Annotated in this window: 18 protein-coding genes and 1 riboswitch; of the genes, 7 read left to right on the top strand and 11 right to left on the bottom strand. The window is 44.4% G+C overall.

From position 1 onward, the window contains the following. Positions 1-36: 36 nt before the first annotated feature. The 4 genes from QH73_RS20485 to thiC form a co-directional block, all read right to left on the bottom strand. A complete protein-coding gene (locus QH73_RS20485) occupies positions 37-921 on the bottom strand; it encodes a succinate--CoA ligase subunit alpha (RefSeq protein WP_039714005.1) in 885 nt (294 codons plus the stop codon). Next, entirely contained in the window at positions 921-2114 is a 1194-nt protein-coding gene (locus QH73_RS20480; protein WP_039714006.1) for a succinate--CoA ligase subunit beta, read from the bottom strand. The genes QH73_RS20485 and QH73_RS20480 overlap by 1 nt, the downstream gene beginning before the upstream one ends. Positions 2115-2260: 146 nt before the next feature. Next, on the bottom strand, positions 2261-3178 hold the full coding sequence (locus QH73_RS20475) for an SDR family NAD(P)-dependent oxidoreductase (protein WP_039714007.1): 918 nt from the start codon (positions 3176-3178) through the stop codon (positions 2261-2263). A gap of 196 nt (positions 3179-3374) precedes the next feature. After that, a complete protein-coding gene (gene thiC, locus QH73_RS20470; protein ID WP_039714008.1) occupies positions 3375-4745 on the bottom strand; it encodes a phosphomethylpyrimidine synthase in 1371 nt (456 codons plus the stop codon). Positions 4746-4752: 7 nt separating this feature from the next. Further along, positions 4753-4848: riboswitch (TPP riboswitch) on the bottom strand. A gap of 198 nt (positions 4849-5046) precedes the next feature. Here thiC and QH73_RS20465 point away from each other — a divergent pair. Next, positions 5047-5787: a pentapeptide repeat-containing protein gene (locus QH73_RS20465; RefSeq protein ID WP_052289825.1), complete on the top strand. Its 741-nt coding sequence runs from the start codon at positions 5047-5049 to the stop codon at positions 5785-5787. On the opposite strand, the gene lipB is transcribed toward QH73_RS20465, so the two are convergent. Further along, complete coding sequence (gene lipB, locus QH73_RS20460) at positions 5747-6433, bottom strand: lipoyl(octanoyl) transferase LipB (RefSeq protein ID WP_052289826.1); 687 nt, start codon at positions 6431-6433, stop codon at positions 5747-5749. The two genes, QH73_RS20465 and lipB, sit on opposite strands and share 41 nt — an antisense overlap. On the opposite strand from lipB, the gene QH73_RS20455 reads away from it, so the two are divergent. The 3 genes from QH73_RS20455 to QH73_RS20445 all read left to right on the top strand — a co-directional run bounded on the left by QH73_RS20455 (position 6432) and on the right by QH73_RS20445 (position 8392). Beyond that, a complete protein-coding gene (locus QH73_RS20455) occupies positions 6432-6710 on the top strand; it encodes a hypothetical protein (RefSeq protein WP_039714009.1) in 279 nt (92 codons plus the stop codon). The genes lipB and QH73_RS20455 overlap by 2 nt on opposite strands. A 245-nt stretch (positions 6711-6955) precedes the next feature. Then, positions 6956-7600 (top strand): ribosome hibernation-promoting factor, HPF/YfiA family, encoded by a 645-nt coding sequence (gene hpf / locus QH73_RS20450; protein WP_039714010.1) that lies wholly within the window; start codon positions 6956-6958, stop codon positions 7598-7600. 189 nt (positions 7601-7789) lie between these two features. Beyond that, positions 7790-8392: a tetratricopeptide repeat protein gene (locus QH73_RS20445; protein ID WP_039714011.1), complete on the top strand. Its 603-nt coding sequence runs from the start codon at positions 7790-7792 to the stop codon at positions 8390-8392. A 174-nt stretch (positions 8393-8566) separates the two neighbouring features. Here the strand turns inward: QH73_RS20445 and QH73_RS20440 are convergent, their stop codons facing one another. Beyond that, positions 8567-11404, bottom strand: coding sequence for an ATP-binding protein (locus tag QH73_RS20440; protein WP_132867425.1), 2838 nt, complete (start codon positions 11402-11404; stop codon positions 8567-8569). 113 nt (positions 11405-11517) lie between these two features. Here QH73_RS20440 and QH73_RS20435 point away from each other — a divergent pair, with 113 nt between their 5' ends. From QH73_RS20435 to QH73_RS20425, 3 genes are all read left to right on the top strand, one after another. Next, positions 11518-12834: an FAD-binding oxidoreductase gene (locus QH73_RS20435; RefSeq protein WP_039714013.1), complete on the top strand. Its 1317-nt coding sequence runs from the start codon at positions 11518-11520 to the stop codon at positions 12832-12834. Positions 12835-12981: 147 nt separating this feature from the next. Beyond that, a complete protein-coding gene (locus QH73_RS20430) occupies positions 12982-14367 on the top strand; it encodes a (Fe-S)-binding protein (protein ID WP_039714014.1) in 1386 nt (461 codons plus the stop codon). Beyond that, positions 14364-14546, top strand: coding sequence for a hypothetical protein (locus QH73_RS20425; protein WP_132867424.1), 183 nt, complete (start codon positions 14364-14366; stop codon positions 14544-14546). The genes QH73_RS20430 and QH73_RS20425 overlap by 4 nt, the downstream gene beginning before the upstream one ends. On the opposite strand, the gene QH73_RS20420 is transcribed toward QH73_RS20425, so the two are convergent. The 5 genes from QH73_RS20420 to QH73_RS29220 form a co-directional block, all read right to left on the bottom strand. Next, positions 14509-15855 carry a hypothetical protein gene (locus QH73_RS20420; protein ID WP_039714015.1) on the bottom strand — a complete coding sequence of 449 codons (1347 nt, stop codon included), beginning with the start codon at positions 15853-15855 and terminating at the stop codon, positions 14509-14511. The genes QH73_RS20425 and QH73_RS20420 overlap by 38 nt on opposite strands. Before the next feature lie 72 nt (positions 15856-15927). Next, positions 15928-16380 carry a D-aminoacyl-tRNA deacylase gene (gene dtd, locus QH73_RS20415; protein WP_039714016.1) on the bottom strand — a complete coding sequence of 151 codons (453 nt, stop codon included), beginning with the start codon at positions 16378-16380 and terminating at the stop codon, positions 15928-15930. A gap of 87 nt (positions 16381-16467) precedes the next feature. Further along, positions 16468-20541: a response regulator gene (locus tag QH73_RS20410; protein ID WP_039714017.1), complete on the bottom strand. Its 4074-nt coding sequence runs from the start codon at positions 20539-20541 to the stop codon at positions 16468-16470. A gap of 360 nt (positions 20542-20901) precedes the next feature. Continuing rightward, positions 20902-21444 carry a universal stress protein gene (locus QH73_RS20405; protein ID WP_039714018.1) on the bottom strand — a complete coding sequence of 181 codons (543 nt, stop codon included), beginning with the start codon at positions 21442-21444 and terminating at the stop codon, positions 20902-20904. A gap of 204 nt (positions 21445-21648) precedes the next feature. Further along, positions 21649-23460 carry a mechanosensitive ion channel family protein gene (locus QH73_RS29220; protein ID WP_309476515.1) on the bottom strand — a complete coding sequence of 604 codons (1812 nt, stop codon included), beginning with the start codon at positions 23458-23460 and terminating at the stop codon, positions 21649-21651. Positions 23461-23740: the final 280 nt, after the last annotated feature.

The raw sequence follows: 23740 nt of genomic DNA, 5'->3' as shown, positions 1-23740 counted from the left end.
ATCCTTGACTGTTCCCTGTTTATCAAACTGCTCCTTTTATTTTTTCTTCAATGCCTTTTTCACCAATTCAGCAATTTGCGAAGGGCGTTCTGCGACTGGAACTTTTGCCGCTTGGAAAGCTTCTAATTTGCTTTTTGCCGTACCGACATTATCACCTCTGCCAACCACGGCTGCTAGCGTCCCAGTATGACCCCAGTGTTTGCCAGCTGGCGCATGACAACCAGCAATATATGCAATAACTGGTTTATCGATCGCCTCGGCAATGTAACGCGCCGCAGCTTCTTCGCTATTTCCCCCTGGTTCCCCGACTAAAACGATCGCTTCTGTGGTGTCGTCTTCATCGAGAATTTGCAACCATTGTAGAAAAGAAGAACCAATAATTGCATCACTGCCAATACTGACAGCAATTGACTGCCCTAACCCGGCTTTAGTCAACTCTAAGGCAATCTCGTAAGTCAGAGTTGTGCTGCGACTGACAAGACCGATCGAGCCTGGAGTATAAAATTCACTGGCATGGGTTCCCAAGAGTAATTTGCCTGGAATGATAATCCCCGGACTATTCGGTCCTAAAATTATGGTTTCGTTCGCTTCTGCTTTACGCAACAAGCGCACCATATCCAAAGGAGGCACGCCAGCAGAGATGATAATAATTTGTTTTATCCCAGAAGCGATCGCCTCTAAAGCAGCATCCAAAGCTTGATAGGGAGGAACGAAAATAATCGTCGTATCGATCGCCCCAACTGCCGCTACTGCCTGTTCAACCAAATCGAACACGGGTAAATCGTCAATGGATGTCGTTTGACCGGGACTAACTGCGGCAACAATCTGCGTCCCGTAGGCTTGCATACGAGCAATGTAGGGCGACCAGAGCGATGCTGTCATGCCCTGAATTAAAACTTTACTATCAGGCTTTAATTTCATCACTCACTTCTTCTAGGCAACGAACTTTTCGCAACACGGACGACTTGGGCGATCGCTTCATCTAAATCTTCCATTGATGAGACTTGTACCGCATCTAGCTTTGCTTTCGCATCTGCTAAATCCGTTCCTGCCAAACGCACGACTAGTTTGGGGTATTGGGCATGAGAACGGGTTTTGTGTGTCTTATTGTCGTGCTGTTGTACGAAAGTTGCGATCGCCTCAGCCACTTCTACAGTTGTCGGCACGCTACAAAGAATATTAACTAAGATCGCATGGATAGATTTGTCTTGAGCGATCAATTCTAGACCTTGGGTGACGCGATCGCAAAAATTCAACCCCCCATTTGCGCCAATTCTCCCATGTCCCACATTTAAGCAAACAGATGGTTTGCGGTGACTGGCTGCGGCAATCAAATCTAAAGTTGCCATCAATAACCCCGCACCATTGCCCAAAATCGCAATATTTCCCGACTTGTCTACCTCATTCCACTTGCCAACTTGAGCGACTGAGGGATAACCGTTGGGACGGCTAGCTTTTTTTTCTGCCATCATCAAAATATCGGGATGGCGGGCGATCGCTTGATCGTTGACAGTAACTTTACCATCCAATGCCATTAACTCCCCAGTCGAACTCACCCCCAAAGGATTGATTTCGATCAGATCCAAATCTTTCTGCACGAATAAACCGTACATTTTTTCCACGATAGCGCTGACCGATCCCAATGCATCTCCCTGCAAGCCCATTTTGACTGCTAATCGGCGGGCATAAAAGGGTGAAAACTCTCGTTCGACTACGACTTGTTGTAAAGCTTCTGGATTGGATTCAACATCGACTCCCCCCTGCGTAGAACCCAGAAGCAACGGACGGCGAGCAACTGCATCGATAACTATGGCTAAATAAAACTCGCGATCGGAGTTGTATTTTGCCTCCGCTAATAAAACTTCAGGAAATTCCCCTAAAATTGGTAAATTAAAAATTGTTTGTGCCGCGGCGATCGCGTCGATCGTGTTCGTGACAATCTTTACTCCCCCAGCTTTTCCCCTACCTCCCGTCCGCACTTGCGATTTGAGTACCACTGGATAGGGAATCTTCAAACCCTTCAAATCGCGCGGACGGTCAATTCTTTGGGAAGGTAAAACTGGAATACCAATCTCGCGAAACCATTCTTTAGCTTGATACTCTAGTAGATCCATTTTTTATCAGTTATCAGTTATCAGTTATCAGTTATCAGTTGTCAGTAAAGATAGCTAATGGCTAACGGCTTGTGAAAGACCACTATTAGCAATTAGCCATTAGCAACGAACAACTACCAACTACCAATTACCAATTACCAATTTATTTATACTTCATCCTTCAAGCCTAAACGATGCTTTTGCCAGTCTTGCGCTACGAGGTTGATGCCATAAAATCGCTGCCAAAAGCGATCGACAATTTTAGTTGATAAAACTTTTGTCATCATAAACACCAAAAAATTTCCCCCTGTAGCTGCAATATAGCGCGGATGGGGATGAGAGTCTGTCAGTGCTTTAACAATTGCTTCTGCAACTCGTTCGGCACTCCAAGCACGGCTACTCGTGTGTTTCTCTAAATCTTTTAATTTTTCAAAAGCAGCGCGATAGGGCGTGCGTTCGGGAGTCGCTACGGTTGATTCTACAGCTTGGGCGGCAGCGACAAAAAAATCTGTGCTGACTGGTCCTGGTTCGATGACGCTGACTTTAATATTGAATGGTGCTAGTTCCATCCGCAAAGCATCGCTGAGTCCTTCGAGAGCAAACTTTGAGCCACTATACAAGCCGCCAAACGGGAAAGCCATCCTGCCACCCAACGAACTGATATTGATAATTCTGCCACCACCGCGATCGCGCATCAGGGGGATTAAGCTGCGGATCAACGCTAAGGGTGCTAGCACGTTGATTTGAAATTGTCTGGCAGCAGCTTGATGGGGAATGAGTTCTATTGGTCCCATCTGTCCGTAGCCAGCATTATTCACTAAAGCATCAACGCGACCGAATTTGGCGATCGCAACTTGGGCTAGGGCTTCAATTTGGTCGATCTGTTCTAAATCTGTGGGAACGACGAGAACTTCTGCCCCCAATTGCCGACAATGGTTAGCGACTTTTTCCAGCTTGTCTGCATCTCTAGCTGCCAAGACCAAGCGAATCGTATTAAATCGTTCTGCTAAAATTTTTGCCAACGCTGCCCCAATGCCAGTAGAAGCACCAGTAATTAATACAACTTGTTCGGATAAAGAAAGCATTTTTAGTCAATTTAACGCGCAACAATGAGGGCGAGTCAGACGATCCTACCCTATGTTCTGCAAAGATCTTAAAGCCATGAGGGCAAACTTGTCTTATATCTGAGGAGACAGGAAACAATAGCCAAAATGAGAAGAGACAGGAGAACAATCAGACATTCTATCTCCTGTCTCCTGTTTCCTTGCTGACTCCGTTTTCTTATCCTTTCACAGTTTCTCGCGCCAAGAACTTCTCTAGTTCCGTCAGCGCATCAGCATCAACTTTTGTCTGCATGGGGCAGAATTTGGGACCGCACATCGAGCAGAATTCAGCAGTTTTATAAATATCTGCTGGCAGAGTTTCATCGTGATATTCCTTTGCCCGGTCTGGATCGAGGGATAATTCAAACTGACGGTTCCAGTCGAAATTGTAACGGGCGGTTGAAAGCTCGTCATCCCTATCCCTAGCACCGATGCGGTGTCTTGCCACGTCCGCAGCATGGGCGGCGATTTTATAGGCAATCAAGCCATTGCGCACGTCTTCAGCATCGGGTAAACCCAAATGTTCTTTAGGCGTGACGTAGCATAACATTGCCGTACCATACCAACCAGCCATTGCTGCCCCGATCGCAGAAGTGATATGGTCGTAGCCTGGAGCAATATCCGTTACCAGTGGTCCCAGCACGTAAAAGGGTGCTTCCGAACACTCTTCCATCTGCTTGCGCACGTTAAACTCGATTTGATCCATCGGTACGTGTCCTGGTCCTTCTACCATGACTTGGACATCGTGTTCCCAGGCTTTACGAGTCAGTTGTCCTAAAGTTTTCAACTCTGCCAACTGTGCCTCGTCGGATGCATCGTGGAGACAGCCAGGGCGTAAAGAGTCACCCAAACTAAAAGACACGTCGTATTTCTTAAAAATCTCGATAATGTCGCGCAAGTGCGTGTACAGCGGATTCTGTTTGTGGTGGTGCAACATCCACCGCGCTAAAATACCTCCACCACGGGAGACAATTCCAGTAATTCGGTTTTTGACTAATGGCAAATGCTCGATTAAAATTCCAGCATGGATTGTCATGTAGTCTACACCTTGCTGGGCGTGTTTCTCGATGATGTGGAGAAAGTCGTCAGCAGTGAGCTTTTCAATGCTACCGTGGACGCTTTCTAAAGCTTGATAGACTGGCACAGTGCCAATTGGCACGGGAGAAGCGTTAATAATTGCAGTGCGAATTTCATCTAAGTTACCGCCGCCTGTGGATAAGTCCATGACGGTATCGGCTCCATATTTTACCGCTAAATTAAGTTTGGCAACTTCTTCATCTAAGTTGGAAGAGTTGGGCGAAGCACCAAGATTAGCATTCACCTTACATTTGGAGGCGATGCCAATACACATCGGTTCCAAATTAGGATGATTGATATTGGCAGGGATAATCATTCTGCCCCGTGCCACTTCATCTCGAATCAACTCCACGGGTAAATTTTCCCGTCGGGCGACATGATGCATTTCTTCTGTCATCACACCTTTACGGGCAAAGTGCATTTGAGACACGTTATCTTGCCCGCGACGCTTCGCGATCCATTCTGTACGCATTTCGAGTTCCTCGCATAAACAGCTTCCCTCCGCTGGTATTACCCAGTCTCAGGTTCTAAGGGACTGTCTCAGCCTGGTTTCCCAGACACCCCTAGCTATGGTTGTCGATTGTATCACTTCTACATAGCCGCAGTTTGTTAATTTTTGAGTTAATTAGTTTTTTCTATGTATGCAAGCTAAAGAATTGTTGGAGTCAAGCGAAAAATCGTAAAAATAATATTTTGGTAGGAAATATATACCGTCTATTTCCGAAAAGATTAGACTAAAATTACCAACCGATCGCTTTAGGATTCTACACGCAATGTTAGCTCCTATACTCAGTTTACTGACTTACATCACAACATCGGTTACCCTTACACCGAGCGATTTATCCAATTCCAGTGGCTGGCACGGCGATCGCAGCGTTCAATTAGCCAAGCAACAAAATAGCGCGATCGAACAGTTACTATCTACTAATGAATGTGAAGGATGTAACTTAGAAAATGCCGATCTTCAAGGTGCAAAACTGAGGGGGGCAAAACTGAGAGGAGCAAATATGAGAAATGCCGATCTGAGTTATGCCAACTTAGAAAATGCTGACTTAGAAAATACAAATTTAGAAAATGCTAATTTAGCAGGTAGCAATCTTCGAGGTGCAGAATTAGAAAATGCTTACCTGAGATCTGTCGATTTAGACAATGCTAACTTGAATAATGCCAACTTAGAAAAAGTCAATTTAGAAAATGCCAATCTTGAAGGAAGTAATCTTCGGGGTGCGAACCTTGATACTGCTTATCTTAGAGGTGTTAATTTTCGAGATGCCGATTTACAACTAGCAATATTAGAAAATGCTAATCTGCAAGATGCTAATTTTCAACGGGCTATTCTCCGAGATGCTGTACTCGATGATGCTTATTTGGGAAATACGAATTTAAGAAATGCCGATTTACGAAATGCTTCTCTACAAGATGCAAATTTGCAAGGGGCAAAATTAGCAGGAACGAATCTGCGCGGTGCAGATCTTAAAGGGGTTTATTTACCTGACGGTATGAGAAATGAGTAATCTGCTCTACTAAATCTACCTCAAATACCTCTGCAAACGATCGCGCAACTTGCAAGTTTACCTGCTCTATTTGAATATCTGGTATCCACGCTTGCAAACTACCCACGGGTTTATCGGCAATACCGCAGGGGACAATTTTCCGAAAACCTGCCATATCGGGACAGACATTCAAAGCAAAGCCGTGCATCGTCACCCACCGACTGACTTTAATTCCGATCGCTGCTACCTTGTATCCTTCCAACCATACCCCAGTTAACCCAGGTACGCGATCGCCCTGCAACCCGTAAACTGCTAATACGCGAATTATGACTTCTTCCAACTGCCGCAAATACCAGTGCAAATCTTTGTGGTGGAATTGCAGATTTAAGATCGGGTAGCCTACCAGTTGACCGGGACAGTGATAAGTTACCTCTCCACCTCTTTCTATCCTGTATACTTCGTCTGCACTTTTGTCAAGGTCGAATTGCAGAAAATCTAGACTAGCTCCGTGTCCCAAAGTGTAGACTGGCGGGTGTTCCAACAAAATTAAGACATCAGGTAAATCGGGGTCTTGGCGGCGCTGTTGCAACAGATGTTTTTGCCAATTCCAAGCCTCAGCATAACAAACGAGTCCGTAATTATAAAGATAGCATTGACGGCGTTTCATGGAGATGTTTACAAGCGATCGCAGAAAAATTCAAGCGTATTTTTTACCAAATTTTATTGCATTTGCGATTAACTACATCAAGAAATGTCAAGGAATGCGAAGGATATTAAAAAGAACTAAAACCTATCTGTTTTCCAGAATACAAAGTGCTAACTTGAAAGTAGAAACACAAACACAGCAGGGAGGAAGGCTTTACCACCACGCCAGACTCGATGTGGAAATCGAGATTCTACTAGGAAAAATCCCAGATCGCCCTCCAACTGGGAAATACCTGTAGTTTATCAGCAGGAACAAACCCTTTTCGGTAGGAAGTGCGACTGGTAAATTTTCATCGCAAAATAGCGAAGTTGATAAACTAAAGCGTGGTGAAATGGTGACAAAGAGCGCACCAATCGATTGATTTCTGGAGTCCTTAAAACACCAGAATTCGGGCTTTTAGTAAGTAGACACTGACAGCAAATTGTTGCTGCTTTGTATTTAACCTAACACAAATTTGGTTCGTATCCATCGGGAGAATTAAATATGAAGCTTGTGATCCATGGCAAAAACATCGAAATCACCGATGCCATTCGCGAGTACGTGAATCAGAAAATAGAAAAGGCAGTCAATCATTTTCAAACTCTAACCACTGAAGTAGATGTTCATTTGTCAGTAGCCCGCAATCCCAGGATCAATCCAAAACAAGCAGCGGAAGTCACAATTTACGCCAACGGAACCGTAATTCGGGCAGAGGAAAGTAGCGAGAACTTATACGCCAGCATCGATCTAGTTGCCGATAAAATTGCCCGACAGCTACGCAAGTATAAAGAAAGACTGCAAGACAAGAAAACTCAGCCAAAAACTAGCTTAGAGGCAGTAGAACCACCTGTTGTTACCGATTTGATTGGCGATCGCACTCCCGAATTACCCAGCGAAGTCGTTCGGACGAAATACTTCGCCATGCCGCCAATGACACTGAATGAAGCCCTAGAACAACTACAACTCGTCGATCACGATTTTTATATGTTCCGCAATGCCGAAACTGGAGAAATAAACGTCATTTACGAACGCAATCATGGTGGTTATGGCGTAATTCAGCCCCGCAACGGCAACGGACATACGCACGGTAATGCTAAGAACGGTAAAGCCCAAACCTCGGTAGAAAAGCCACAAATTTCTAAGTCGTAAGTCGGGAGTGGCTGGTGGCTAGTGGCTGGTGGCTAGTAAATAGGGTGTGGGGTGTGGGGTGTAGGGTGTAGTAGATTGTTAACTGGTCACTGGTCACTGATAACTGATAACTGATAACTGATAACTGATAACTGATAACTGTCTAAGCCCTACAATGGAATTAGGTGAGAAGTTGCTAGGAAGGTAGCGATGAGAGTACCACAGGCTTTCTTGACAAAATTCCAAGCTGCATTTGTCGGTGTCAGCATACTGATGCTAGGAGTGCAACCCAGCTATGCTGTGGAAACGTTACCGAGGCAAGTCAAACCGCAAGTAAACTTACAGGCAGCAGCAACGCACAATAATCGAGGCGTAGAGTTAGCCGAACAGGGAAAATTCTCAGAAGCGATCGCGGCTTTCAATCAAGCAATTGAGATTTATCCTCAGTACGAAAACGCTCACAATAATTTAGGGCTTGCTTTTGGTAATCTGCAACAATATTCTCAAGCAGAGAACGCCTTCAAACACGCCCTGGAGATCGATCCGCGTAATTTTGAAACCTATAATAACTTAGGAATTGCCCTCGGTAGTCAAGGCAAATTTGCAGAGGCGATCGCCGCTTTTCGACAAGCAATTCAACTCAAACCCAACGATCCAACTTCTTACCAAAACCTCGGCGTAGCATTTTGGAGTCAAGGAAGTTTGCCCGAAGCACAAGCATCTTTGCATAAAGCCAAAGATCTCTACTCCACACAAAACAACCCCACAGGCATAAGTCATGTAGAGCAGATTTTGCAACAGATGGAAAGATAATTGGTAAGTCGTAAGTCGTAAGTCGTAAGTCGTAAGTTGGAATTAACTGACAACTGATAACTGATAATTGGTAAGTCGTAAGTCGTAAGTCGTAAGTTGGAATTAACTGATAACTTACGTACAGACATTACATGTAACGTCACTGACAACTGATAACTGATAACTGATAACTGATTATATCGGTAGAGTCACAACAAAAGTTGTTCCTATTCCAACTTCACTGGTAACGCTAATTTCGCCGCCGTGCAAGTCTACACACTGTTTGACAATAGACATTCCCAAGCCCGTACCAGAGATATTTTCTACGTTACTACCGCGATGAAAAGAATGAAAGAGTTGTTCTGTATCTTGGGTAGGAATACCGATACCTCGATCGCGGATGTAAAAAATTGCTTTTTCGGCTTCAATAGATAAGTTTAGATCGATATCGCCGCCTTTAGGCGAGTATTTAATAGCATTAGAAAGTAAGTTACTCAAAATATAACGTAGCAATTTTTCATCGACATTAGCAGATATCTGTTGTGCTTGACTGGTAAAAATAATTGAGTGTTTGTTACTAGCACTCATCTGCATTTCTTCTACTAAATCGTGACAAAATTTTTCTAAGAGGACTGGTGTAGGATTGAATTCGAGCTTTTCGGCTTCAGCTTTACCAATCAGTAAGATATCATCTAACAGTTGTGTCATGCGTTTGGTAGCAATTTGGATTCGATCGAGATACAGGCGTTTTTTATCTTCTGAAGCGCGATCGCCAAATTGTTCGAGTAGCTTGGCTGACATGAGAATTGTCGTGAGCGGAGTCCGAAATTCATGAGATGCTGTGGTAATAAATCGCGATTTCAATTCTACTAACTGTTTCTCTTTTTCTAAGGCATAAATCATCTCAGCTTCGGCTAACTTCCGTTCTGTAATATTGCGAAATATACCACGAGTAGCGATTGGTTGACCATTGATGAATTTACAATTAATACTACCGGCAACCCAAATTTTTTCACCATGTTTAGTGACAAAGGCAGTTTCAATTTCCGAGATTTGTTTTCCTGCCATGACTTCTCGAAAAGTTTTCTGGCAATGTTCTAAATTATCGGGATGAATAATATCAAAAATTGTCAAACGAGAAATTTCATCTTCACTATAATCTAAAGTTTCTTTCCAGGCTCGATTTACATAGACTAAACGACCGTCCGGTGTAACGCTTTGAATTAAATCACTAGCATTTTCAAATAAATCTCTATAGCGTTCTTCACTCTCTCTTAAAGCCACATTAGCTTGCTGACGTTCGTTAATTTCACGCTCTAATTGTTGATTGGTTCGCAATAATTCTTTAGTCCGTTCTTGAACTCTTTCTTGGAGAGATTGGTTAGCTGCTTGCACTTCTTGAAATTTTTCATTTAGGGCAACCGTCATGAACTGAAAATTACCAATTAACGAATTAATCTCTACGACCGAACTAGTAGGAAATTGCAGAAAAGTCTTTGTTGGCAATCGAGAGGATAAATCTGTGGTTACAGTGGCTAATTGAGTTAATGGATTTGCTAATTTACGGCTGAGTAGAAGACCGCAAATTAAAATAATCAATACCGTAGCTAGCATGAAAGCAAGGTCGTTGATGTAAGTTTGTTGTAGTTGGTCAATATAAGGTGCAGCCGGAATTTCTAAAATAAGTTTCCATTGAGAATTACCACTTAGCGGCTGTTCTTTAACATATAGAGAGCGTCGCCAGCGTACCATTGCCGGAAGTTTTTCTTTAGGTGGTAACCATAAGTATGTATTTTCAAAATATGTATTCCCACTAGCTGTTTTTTGACTCAGCGATCGCATTTCTCCCCCACGCAGGCGATCGAAAGTTTGCATCAGCTTTGATTGAGAATTGCTGCTGGCAATGATTCGATTGTAAGAATCGAGCAGAATAATTTGGTGAACTCTGTGAGAAAGCTGCGAGCGCAAAAAATTCTCCAAATAGGAGAGATTGAGGTGAGCGTATACTACACCAGACAAGCGATTTTCGGTTAGTATCGGTACGCCAAGATCGAGTTGGGGAATTTTTAAAGTTGAATGGACGCGGACATTGCCTATAGCAGGTTTGAGACTAGTTTCGATCTGCTTTAAAGTCTTTATATCCTGTGCATCTAATTTACCAGGTGAAGTTAAGGCTGGATCGATTTGGGATGCAGAAGCAACAATAGTATCGGTAGCATCAATAACTTGTAGTAGAACTAATTCAGGATAAACTCGCTGTAGCAACTCCAGGCTTTGCTGTAATTGTGGCGAAGGTGCATTCGCATGATTACCAGCCACTTGACTGAGTTGAGTTAAAGTATTGAAGTATTCGCGCTGGCGATCTTCCAAACCAGCGATCGCTTCTTGAGCGGTATCTTTAAGTTCAACTTGAATTGCGGTTTGGATTTGCTGGAAAACCAAATTACAATCTAAAACAACTAAAATCAGTGCAGGTAAAAAACAGGAAGTCGCACAAAGAGATAACAAAACCTGTCGCATGGATGGAGTATGTCTGACTGGATAACGACTCATCCACGACGTAGAAATAGGGAAGTAATTAATTGCCAAGCTAGCAATAATAGAGTTAAAAATGCCATTGACAGACTGTTTCAACACTACTAACCAAGTTTGAGCCGAATCGACGTGCAACAAGCGGGAATAAAACAGCCACACCAACGGGATACCCAACACTAGCCAGTACAAGACATCCAACAGCACCAAACTCTGTTTTTGGTTGCGCCACAGTAAACCAACAAACAAGGCTTCGCCAATCAAGACGATCGCGGCATAGGGATGATTCCAGAGAAAGAAAGTGTGTACGGAGGCGATCGCCGCTGCAAAAGTTCCCCAGCGAATGCCGAAAAAGCGCACCACCAATAAGACAGCAATACTACCAAACAAAAAATCTACGCCAAAAAAGAGCGGCAAGCTGAAATAATTACCTGCATACCCTGCCAATAGCAAAATCGCCATTGGCAACCACGAGCGTCTAGGAATTGGGGGTAGTAACATGGTTAACTTTTAGTTACTGCGGCTTTTTAGCATCGCCTCGTAGAGATTACGAGCAAAACCACTGTTGTTAGATTAGTCCAGTTCCGAAATTTTCAGGATGAGTAAAATTACTGATGAAAGCGATCGCGACCCAACTTGCAGCTATTGTCAGCCCAGAATCTGTCTTGGAATGGGAAGATATAGATGCGATGCGACAAGAACACATCAAGGGGGCGATCGCCTCCAGTATCGCACCTAGTTGCATTGTCTATCCCCAAACGCCAGCCGAACTAGCAGCAGTGATGGCATATGCCGACAGCAACAACTGGCGCATTCTAGTCTATGGCAGCGGTACAAAACTCAGTTGGGGAGGACTGGCAAAAAATATCCAGGTGCTTGTCAGTACCGCACGCCTGAACCGACTCATCCAACACGCTGTCGGAGATTTAACCGTAACGGTAGAAGCGGGAATGAAATTTGCCGATCTACAAGCAGTGTTAGCCCCTACTGGACAATTTCTTGCCCTCGACCCCACCGCACCAGAATCAGCTACAATCGGGGGCATTGTCGCCACGGCTGATACCAATTCACTCCGACAACGTTACGGCGGCGTGCGCGATCAACTGCTAGGTATTTCCTTTGTCCGTGCTGACGGAGAAATTGCCAAAGCTGGGGGACGAGTCGTTAAAAACGTCGCTGGGTACGACTTGATGAAGCTATTTACAGGCTCTTACGGCACGCTAGGCGCGATCGCCCAGGTAACGCTACGAGTTTACCCCCTACCATCCGCATCGGGGACAGTGACGCTGACAGGCACAGCTGAGGCGATCGCCCAAGCGACAACCAAACTCAGGAATTCGGCGTTAACTCCCACCCAAGCCGACCTGCTATCTTCTCATCTAGTCACTACCATAGGAATAGGTCAAGGACTAGGATTAATGGTTCGCTTCCAAAGCCTGAGTGCTAGCGTCCGAGAACAAACCGCACGGCTAGTAGAAATGGGACAACAATTGGGATTGCACAGCACCACCTACTCAGATGCGGACGAAGCTGACTTATGGCAACAATTACAAACACAAATACGTTCTCCTCAACCAATGCAAGCAGTTACTTGCAAAATAGGAGTATTACCAGCAACTGCTGTTGCAACTTTGCTCTATTTAGATCGGATTGCTTTAGGATCGGCGATCGGTACAATCCATGTTGGTAGCGGTTTGGGAGTTATCAGATTTGACAATACCAATGTCAAGGCAAACACGGTTTTAAATATGAGAACTCACTGCCAAAATCAAGGAGGTTATTTGTCTGTTCTAGAAGCACCAGCAGCATTTAAGCAGCAGCTTGATGTCTGGGGTTATCGAGGCAATGCTTTAGATTTAATGCGACGCATCAAACAACAGTTCGATCCAAAAAATGTTTTGAGTCCGCAAAGGTTTGTCGGCGAGATTTAAGCGGGAGCAGGGAGCAGGGAGCAGGGAGCAGGGGGAAGAAGAGAGCTGGGGAAGACAAGGGGGACAAGGGAGCAATTCTAGCCACTAGCCACCAGTCACTAGTCACTGTCAACCGTCAACCGTCAACTACCAACTACCATTAAATGTATGCAAACTTCAGAAAATCCTTTAAATAACCATTTACTAGATCCAGAAACGGGGTCAATTAAGAATTTAAAAGGATTCGATCCACAACATCCCCCCGATCCGAAACTCATCGATACCTGCGTTCACTGCGGCTTTTGCTTATCTACCTGTCCCAGTTATCGTGTCATCGGTAAAGAGATGGATTCGCCTAGAGGTCGAATTTACCTGATGGACGCAATTAACGAAGGCGAAATTGCCCTCAATACCGCTACAGTACAGCACTTCGATTCTTGTTTGGGATGCCTTGCTTGCGTTACGACTTGTCCTTCAGGCGTGCAGTATGACAAATTAATTTCTGCCACTCGTCCCCAGGTAGAACGCAACTATCCCCGTAGTTTAGGCGATCGCCTCTACAGAAAGTTAATTTTCTCCTTTTTTCCCTATCCCCATCGCCTACGGTGGATGCTAGTGCCTTTGTTTCTGTATCAATTGTTAGGCGTGCAAAAACTCGTCCGCGCTACCAAAATCTTGAAATACGTTTCTCCCAGATTGGCGGCGATGGAATCAATCTTGCCCAAAATTACGCTGAAATCTTTTCGGGACGATTTACCCACAGTTATTCCAGCACAGGGAGAAAAGCGCTATCGGGTAGGAGTCATTTTAGGTTGCGTCCAACGGCTATTTTTCTCTCCCATTAATGAAGCTACTGTCAGAGTATTAACAGCAAATGGCTGTGAAGTCGTGATTCCCAAATCTCAAGGCTGCTGTGCGGCGCTACCCCATCACCAGGGACAAGAAGAACAGGCGAAAGCACTAGCAAGACAGATGATAGATGCTTTTGCCGATACAGATGTAGATGCTGTCATTATTAACGCTGCTGGCTGCGGTCATACTTTGAAAGAGTACGGACATCTATTACAAGACGATCCAGAATATCGGGAGAAAGCACAAGCATTTGCAGCCAACGTCAAGGACGTACAAGAGTTTCTTGCTACTGTTGGCTTGACTACACAACTTTCACCCCTATCTGAAAAACCTTTAACTCTGGTTTATCAGGATGCTTGTCATTTATTACACGGGCAAAAAATCAGCGTCCAACCCCGTCAGTTGTTGCGACAAATCCCAGGAGTGCAGTTGCGCGAACCAATCGACGCAGCTTTGTGTTGCGGTAGCGCCGGAGTTTACAATATGCTGCAACCAGATGTTGCCGATGAATTAGGGCAGCAAAAAGTCCAAAATTTATTAAATACAGGCGCGAATTTGATTGCATCTGCCAATCCTGGTTGTACGCTGCAAATTAGCAAGCATTTGAAATTACAAGGGAAAAAGATTTCTGTCATGCATCCGATGGAATTGTTAGATTTGGCAATTCGAGGCATACAGTTATCAGTAACCAGTTATCAGTGACCAGTTATCAGTGCATTTGTAGGGACGGGTTTATCGATTTGATGGGCAAACAACAAACATGCTCGATCGACCCGCCCGATCGCCACACCGAATTTACCGATATATTTAAATCAAACAAGACAAATTGTTGCGAACCTGCCTTTACAGAGATTGCGATCGCCTGCCCAAATTTCGATTAAACTGTCTCCAAAACCAAGCGAATGTTGCATATACTGCGATCGCAGCTACGATAACTTTCACTTTGTCCCATAACAGTTGTTTTTGCCACAGTTCTAGATTCAGAAAAAATGAACTGTAACCGTTAACATTAATTCCCCCAAATGGCGCGATCGCACCTACTAGGGAAATTAAAATTGAAACTGAGGCGATCGCTAGAAAAATTCCTCGTAGTAGCTTTGATTTTTGAATTGGTTCGAGAACGTGAGTTAAAGGCACGCACGCTAATAACATAATTGAAGCAAACCATCTGACTCCATAGCTATGACCGCTATAGTTGTTACTCCGAAAAATATAAAACATCACGTAAGCTAGACAAATGGCAGCAATAAATAAATACTCTTTTTTATATTTAAAACCTGGTTGCGTTATCGCTCTACTCCAGCCATAAATTGCAAACAATAAAATTGGAGTATATGATAGCAATCCTCTACTACCAACGAGCATATGAAAAGCATAAATAGCTAGACTTTGTAAATCGTGTCCTACCAATCCTGAAAGATTACCTGCACCAAAATAAGAGCCTGGATAGTCCCATAACTTAGCATTCATTGCTGGAGGAATGATACTGCCAGAAGTATAAAAATTCAACCATACATAAAGTAATATGACGGGAATACAAGCCAAAATGAAAGAAAGCTTAGCTTGATGGCTTTTATTAAAGAGCAAAATAGAATACAACGGAATTAAGGCGAACATTGTAATATCAGTACTGCCAGCGAAAGCAATAAAAAATCCAGCGATCGCGGTATTTTTCACTTCGTGTCGTCTGAGTAATAAAAAGTAAAAGCTAAAGAGTAAAAGACTACCACTAAAGGCATGGTTATTAAAGACAATTGAATATGGCAGAACTAGCGTTCCCGCCCCTGCTAGTAGCAGCACAATATTTGTCCACCGCTCGTCAATCCGAAAAAATTTGAAAATTTCGTACAAGCAAACTAGTCCTAAGCTGGACATAACGCCCATAATGAGTACGGTCAGCAAAAAGTAAGTTGCAGATTGATGCGTGGCAATAGTCAGGTTAAAAACAGATTTTAGAAATAAATAAAATACCGAACTATACAACGCCATAATTGGTGGCTTGTCGGAATAGAAATGATTTTGGTAGAAATATTTATCGCCAGTCCAGATATAAGCAGAGCGATCGATACTAAAAGTATGAAAGTCCACTAATGATTCAATCGTTGCCATTCTGGAAGCATCATTCCAAGAATTTGTCTCTAATTTTGTTAAAACTGCAAACAAAAATAAGAATGCAAAAAATATCTGCATTCTTTTCACGATAACTTTATTTAACATCATGAATCAATAATTTTGACTTTTGACTTTTGAATTTTGACTTTTTTATATGGCTTCTCGCTCTAATAGCAAAGTCACGGGACCATCATTATCAATAAAAACATGCATCATCGCGCCAAACTCTCCCGTTTCTACTTTTAAACCACTGTCGCGTAACTTATCTACAAACAAATCGTATAGCTTTTTCGCTGCTTCTGGTGCAGCCGAGCGGTCGAAGGAAGGGCGGCGACCTTTACGACAATCGCCATACAGAGTAAACTGACTGACAACTAAGAGTTCGCCATCGATTTCTGTGACGGATTTTTGCCAGCGATCGTTCCCTTCCTCTGCACCGAATAGACGCAATTCCAAACATTTACGCGCCATCCAGTCGAGTTCTGCTGCCGTATCAGTATCGGCAATTCCCACCAGCAAGTTTAAACCCCGTCCAATTTTGCCAATAGTTTGTTCGCCAACGGTGACGTAAGAAGATTTAACTCGCTGAATGATGACGCGCATAACGGCGAAATAGAGAGTAAAGAGCGATCGCCATCTTACTATTACTAATATGCCAATAGCGATCGCTTTTCCAGCCCCAAAAATTGCTTATTGGTCATTGTTAGCGTTGTGCGGTTTGCTTTGAGTCATTTGTCCGATTAACTCCAATACCCTTTGCTCAAATTCTTGAGGAGAGACTCGTCCTTTGGTCAGAAACTCCGTATGTCCTAGCTTCAGCCGATTTCGCTCCGACTGGTCGAGATCTTGGGCAGAATAGACGACTAAAGGAATACTGTAAAGGCGATCGTGCTGGTGCAGCCACTCAACGACACCAAATCCATCCACTTGAGGCAGAATCAGATCGAGAATTAGTAAATCGGGTTTGATTTCCTGGCTCAAGCGAATTGCCTCGCGTCCATTTTTGGCAAGAAAAGTTTCAATATTATGACTTTTCAGCAGTGCGAGCAAAAGGTCGGCTAACTCGGCATCATCCTCAACCAACAATACACGGACTGGTCGAGCATTTTTCGCTAAAGCTAGCTTGAGAGAGTCAAACAGCGAGTTTTCATCGACTGGCTTACTCACCCAAGCGCTCGAATTTTGACTGAGCGAACTCTGACTGGGAGCGCAAATACTACAAATAACGATGGGAATGTCTTTCGTATCCGATCGCTCTTTCAGCTTTGCCATTACCTCCCAGCCATTCATTTTTGGCATCAGCAAATCTAGTAAAATTGCATCAGGATGTAAGGTAGCAGCAGAGGCGATCGCTTCTTGTCCAGAATGCACGACGACCGTGCGATAGCCCTGATTTTCTAGCAGGGTTTGTAGTTCAGCTCCAACATCAGGATCGTCGTCACAAATTAATACCAAGGGAGAGGAAGAACCACCGTGTTGAGTCGCAACTTGCAGCAGTTGGCTTTGAGCAGCGAGGAGTAAAGAGTTAGTTAAATCATCCGCTTCAATACTAGATTTAGCTTGCAAGACAGGCAGCGTAAAGTAAAAAGTACTGCCCTCACCCAAAACGCTTTCAACCCAAATCTGTCCTTCATGTTGTTGTACGATACTGCGGCAAATTGCCAACCCTAAACCAGTCCCATCATGTTTGCGAGAATCTGTTGAGTCAACTTGTTGAAATCGTTCAAATATACTATCGAGCTTGTCGGCTGGAATACCGCGTCCGGTGTCTTTAATTTGGAATATAACGTTGGTAGTCGGTAGTTGGTTGTTGGTTAACAGTTGACGGTTATCAGTGACTAGTGACTGGTGGCTAGTGCCTAGAATTGCTCCCTCAGCTCCCCCAGCTCTCTTCCCCCTGCTCCCTGCTCCCTGCTCCCTGCTCCCTGCTTCCACACTCAACCAAACAGTACTACCAGTAGGCGAGAATTTAATCGCGTTAGAAAGTAGATTGGTGAGAGTTTGAACGATGCGGTCTGGATCTGCCCATACCTGAATCGGTAGGCTAGAAACAGATAAGGTAATCCCAGCTTTGTCGGCAAGAGGCTGCATCACGTTTACGGCTTGAGTTATCAACTCAGTAACATCGCAGCTTTCTTTTTCCATCTTCACCTTACCCGACTCGATCCGCTCGATATCGAGAATGTCGTTGATCAGGCGTACCAAGCGTTCGGTGCTATCGGTGGCAATTTGCAATAAGCGTTGTCCCTGCGGTGAGTCTGGCTGGAGTAAACCACTCGCAAGCATTCCTAAAGAACCGTGAATCGAAGTCAAAGGCGTGCGGAGTTCGTGGCTGACGACGGAAATAAACTCATCTTTCATCCGCTCGATTTGCTTGCGATCGCTCACATCATGCAAGTAAACCGTATAAACTGTTTCTCCTCCCAAATTTAACTTGGAGATACTTGCCTCGGCAGGAAATTCAGTCCCATCCTTGCGGTAACCGTAAATTTCGCGTCGTTCTCCCATCCGGCGAGCTAAATTTGGAGATTGACCGAATTCCGTTACGTGCTGACGATGTGCTATGGCAAAACGCTTTGGTAGCAACAAGTCAAGCGGTTGTCCGATCGCTTCTGCTGCCGAGTAGCCGAATATTCTCTCGGCTCCAGAGTTAAACAAGGTGATGCGTTGATTGCTATCGATTGAAATAATCGCGTCATCAGCTATTTCTACGATTCCAGCAAATAAGGCTTGAGAATTTTGTAATGCTTCTTGGGTGCGCTGGCGATCGTTTAACTCTGACTGGAGTTGCTCGTTCGGCTGGAAGCGATTTTCGCTTTCGACATTTTTGGTTGCTCTGACTTGGTTAATCCGGTGTAGTAATTTCATCCGCTCTAAGCGATTGACAATCCGAGTCACGAGTTCGGAACCCACAATCGGCTTACTCACAAAATCATCTGCACCAGCACTAAAAACCCGATCTACAATGTCGGCATCGTGATGGACTGTCAAAAATAAAATTGGTAGTTCGCTCCAGCGCGGCTCGTTACGTACCACTTGGCATAAATCGATGCCATTGACATAAGGCATTTCCACATCTAGAATCAACAGATCCGGCGCAGTGGCTTCTAAAGTTTCCCAAAACCGACGCGGATCGTCTAGAGTTGTCACTTTCATTCCCCAAGGCTTGAGCAATGCTGGTAACACGGCGAGGATTTTTGGATCGTCGTCCACAACAAGGAGATGGGCTTCTGCATGGGGTGCATTTTCTAATGATTGCGCGATCGCCTCTAGTACTTGCGCAACAGGCATCGGCTTTTGCAAAAAAGTGCATCCACCACTACGAGCAATCTGTAGCCGATGGCTCAAGTCTGTTTGCTCGGTCAAAACTAGCACTGGTACGGGTGGCTGACGCTGCTTCAGTTCTGCTAGCAAGCTCAAACTCTCTTCATGACGCGGACAGAGATCGGGATCGAGCAGGACAATACTGGGATGCTCTTGATAAAGTTTGTTTCTAGCAGTATCGAGGTTGTTAGCGATCGCCACCCTGAATCCTCTGTCTGGAGCTGCTGCGGTTAACTGTTGGGCGATCGAGCCATTGCGATCGACTATCAGTAGCAATGGTTGCTCTGAATCTGCTTGTGGCTTACCTACTTCTCCTTTCTGCTCAATTTCTTGACGCAGAGCCAACACTAGCTGGCAAAAATTTGTTGCCTCAGATTGCAAGACAGCGCGATCGCCTTTTAGCATCTGCTCAATTTCTTTCGCCAGTTTCGATCCTTGCGCCAAGCCGAAAGTTCCTAACGAGCCTGCTAGAGTGTGCGCTTCTTTTCGTGCCGATTCGAGCAGTTCTGAAGATAAGGTATTATTTGTACTGACAGCAGCAGATGCTTGCTCCAACACGCCAATCTGTTCTGCAACCCTGGGCTTAAATTTATGCCAAATTCCTGCAACTGCCGATAGTGTCTGTTGTTCTGATGTGAGATTTGGAGTTGTTAGTTGTTGGTTGACAGTAGACGCTGGCGCTACACTGCGTGAAGACGGTTGTTTTTTCTCCCCCAGCTCTCTTCTCCCGCCTGCTCCCTGCTCCCTGCTCCCTGCTCCCTTATTTTCCAATGGCTTGAGACGATAACCAATCCCGTAAACAGTTTCGAGCAGATCGCTATTAGCTCCTGCGGCTTTGAGTTTTTGCCGCAATCCTTTAATATGAGTCCGCACGGCTTCTTCGCTGGGAATGTCTTCATAAGACCAAAGATGTTCCAAGATCGTGCCACAACTAAAAACGCGGCGACTGTTACGTAAAAACAACTCTAAAAGCGCGTATTCCTTGGGAGTTAATGACAAATGCTTTTGATTATAAGTTGCCTCACAACTACTAGGGTCTAGCTGCAAATTGCCCCACTTTAGCACTGGTTGAGAAACCAAACCGCTACGACGCAACAGCGCTCTGAGCCGAGCAACTAATTCTTCTTCATCAAAAGGTTTAATTAAGTAATCATCTGCACCCGCATCTAGTCCAATCGCTTTATCGTGGCTGCTATCTCGACCAGTTAACAATAAAATTGGCGTTGACAAACCTTTAGATCTGATTTGACGACAAAGACTAATGCCATCCAGTTTAGGTATGACGACATCCAGTACGATTAAGTCGTAATCGAAAGCTTGGACTAAATCCCAAGCAGCAAGACCATCAATAGCAACCTCAACAGCATAGTTTTGGTTGGTGAGGACGGCAGTAAGGGCATGGGCTACTAACTCGTCATCTTCTACAACTAAGATTTTCATTGCTAACTAGCTTTTCCCTGGCGATAGAAGATAGCAATTAACGAGCAAAATACAGATGAAATGCAATCCAAAAATTGCTACCAAGCCGATCTTTAATCAAGCTACTTTATAGGAATCGCTTAAGTTTACAAGTAGCAAGAATTTGTTACATGGGAAAAGCCGATCGCCTAATAGATCGGAACCTTGGCGATCGGACATTGCCCGCTAGTTGCTACAGGGCGCGGAAATCGCCTCAACACACTAGACTTCCTGCGCGAATGTTTTGTACGGGCGGGTTTACCAAAAAACTCCGACCTCTACCGAGATTTCGGGTGAACCCGCCCCTACTAGATTGGATTCATGTACAAATTCTTTCCGCATTCAATTGCTAGACTTCGATCCTACCGATACTTCACGTTCAGCCGACTGTAATTTCTCTGCTGGCTGCACTGGGGACTGAACCGTTAAGACAGAACAAGGAGCGTGATGCAAGACGTAATTGCTGACACTACCCATAAAAAATTCAGATAAACCTCTGCGTCCCCTGCGTCCGGTGACAATTAAATCTGCCTTCCAAGCCAAAGCAAAATCGCAAATCAGCCGCCCAGGACTACCCGATAATTGCCGAAATTCCACATTAACCCCAGCAGCCATTGCTTCTTGATGGCGCGATCGCAACATGTCCAGACCTTGCTTAGTAAAAGCTTCTCGCTGCTGTTGGTACAATTCCATATTTTTCTCATACACCGATGGATAGTATTCCAAGCTAGGTAAAATCGGTGTAGGGCTGCCGAGTTCTTCTTCTGATACTACGTGCAACAACAACAGGCTAGCGTTGTTTGCCTTAGCTAAAGATAAAGCCGTATCGAATACCTGTTTGCTACTTTTTGACGTATCTACTGCGACCAAAATTTTTTGGAACATAACAACCGCCTTTGCAATTCGTAATTCGTAATTCGTAATTCGTAATTATTTATGAATCGAGTCAATGTTCAATATATAAAAATAATTTGAGGAAATTGTGAGGAATCAGCAAGCGGTTATCAACATGTCGTGTTTAGAGGCAAGGTAACAGGAGGACATTCTGGGGAATAGGTAGAGAAGCGCTGTAGCGCTTCTCTACAAAAATTACTTTCCAACCTTAGAAGTATCATTAGTATCCAGGTGCGATCGCAATGTATGAGGAGTATGTACCCAGACAGCTTGTTGCGGTACGGGAATGGCAATATCGGCGCGATCGAAAGCCTTTTTCAATCGACGGCGATATTCTCTGGCTACATCCCATTGTTTGAGGGGTTGGGTTTTAATCCAAACCCGAATAATTAAACCGCGATCGCCAAAATTATCTACTCCCAATACTTCTGGTCGTTCTAAAATTTGATCTCGCCACTGAGGATCTCGATCCATTTCTACACCCACCTCTTCAATTAAAAATAATGCTTGGTCGAGGTTGGCATTGTAGGCAACGGGTATACTTAAATCGGCACGCGACCACCGACTAGAAAGGTTTGCCACAATTTTAATTTCACTATTGGGAATAGTAATTAATCTACCTTCAGCGTCGCGCAACTGAGTGATTCGCAGATTGAGATTTTCTACCAATCCACCAAAAGTACCGACGTTAATCACGTCACCTACAGCGTACTGGTCTTCTACAATAATCAAAAAGCCATTAATCGCATCTTTAATTAAACTTTGAGAAGCTAGAGATATGGCTACACCCAGTAGCCCCGCACCGGCTAACACGGGAACTAAATCTACACCCAGAGTTGAAAGGGCAAGTAGTACACCTAAAGCAACGATACCAAAAGTAGCGACGCTTTTAGCTACGCTAGAAATTGTCATGACTCGTAGTTGTAAGCGCACGTAGTCTTGAGCGCCTAATAACGCATTATTTGCCAGCGCATGAGTAAAGCGATCGATCGCCACATAGCTGGCGCGAGTGGCGACGTAAACTCCAATTGAAACCAGCCCAATTACGGTAGGAATTCTAATTATTGGAATTTGTAGTAACGCCAAAATCCAAACTGGAATAAACCGCGTGTAAGGGAATAACCCTAAAATGACTAACGTTCCGCCAACCCATACGCCAGTTTGGGATAGTTGAAATATTCTTCGTCTGACTTCCCGTAAGTTATTTTGCTGTTGCTGCGTTAATTGTGTCGTGACTGACTCTGAGGGATCTGTGGGAGTCGTCGGCATCGGGATGACTCGATCTAAACGATCGCGCCAACGGCGAATTCCCCAGCTAGCCACTACGATCCCCACAAAAATTCCAGCGGCGATCGTACCTCGGCGGATCAAAACTGGAGGTTTTCGTTCTTGTTTGGCTGCAATCAAGTCTTGCTTGAGGGATTTGACTAATTTGCTTGCCAAATTTTGAACGCTTGTTTCTCCTTGAACCTCAGCATCTAAATCGGTAGGGGTGAAGAGATACTGCTGATTAATCGAAATAGTTGGCAGAGTTTGAGATACACCCGTCGGGCTATTGGCATCCGTAATCGTTTGTCGTTGAGATCTGACTTCCGGTTCCGCTTCAGAATCTTGAGCAAAGTAAGCTTCGCTGATTTTTTCTAAGTTTGACTGCACCTCATTGATCCGCTTGGCTAACTCCTCCCTAGAAGATGCCGTAACCTGAAACAAACGGCGACCATCTAAGGTAATCCAGTCAGTATAGATCTGTCTTTGGGGATTATTGCGATCGCGAGTTGGTTGGTAAGCAGATAGAAAATTGTCTATTCCTGGGAGATCGAGTGAATTAAAACCTGGAATAGAGAACGATTGCTGTAAATTCGCTGGCTGTGTCGGTTTGGCTAGAGTGGGAGCAATAACTGAAGTATTCAGCACGCTCGATCCCAAAATGCCGCAAATGAAACACATGACTAGCCGTCGTCTGCTTTTTGGTTTAGCGATCGCCTGAATTTGAGAGCGCACGTCCACACCTCCTACTTTTCACATTTATACACATTACTACTTGGTAGCTGGTAGTTGGTAGTTGGGAGGAGTGAGGAGTGAGTGGCTAGTGGCTGGTGGCTGGTGGCTGGACTCTTTTCTAGATGTTTAATCGCGCCATAAAACAGGTATAGAAACTCTAGTGGCTAGTGGCTGGTGGCTGGACTCTTTTCTAGTCACTAGTCACTACTCACTAGCCACTGATTAAAAAAAACATGAAGTTTGTTCGCTAAAGTATGAAATAAATGTAAATTTTGCGGATAACAGC

This window comes from Scytonema millei VB511283 (assembly GCF_000817735.3).
In the GTDB taxonomy this organism is placed as follows: domain Bacteria; phylum Cyanobacteriota; class Cyanobacteriia; order Cyanobacteriales; family Chroococcidiopsidaceae; genus Chroococcidiopsis; species Chroococcidiopsis millei_B.
This window is presented reverse-complemented; position numbering and strand designations above follow the sequence as displayed.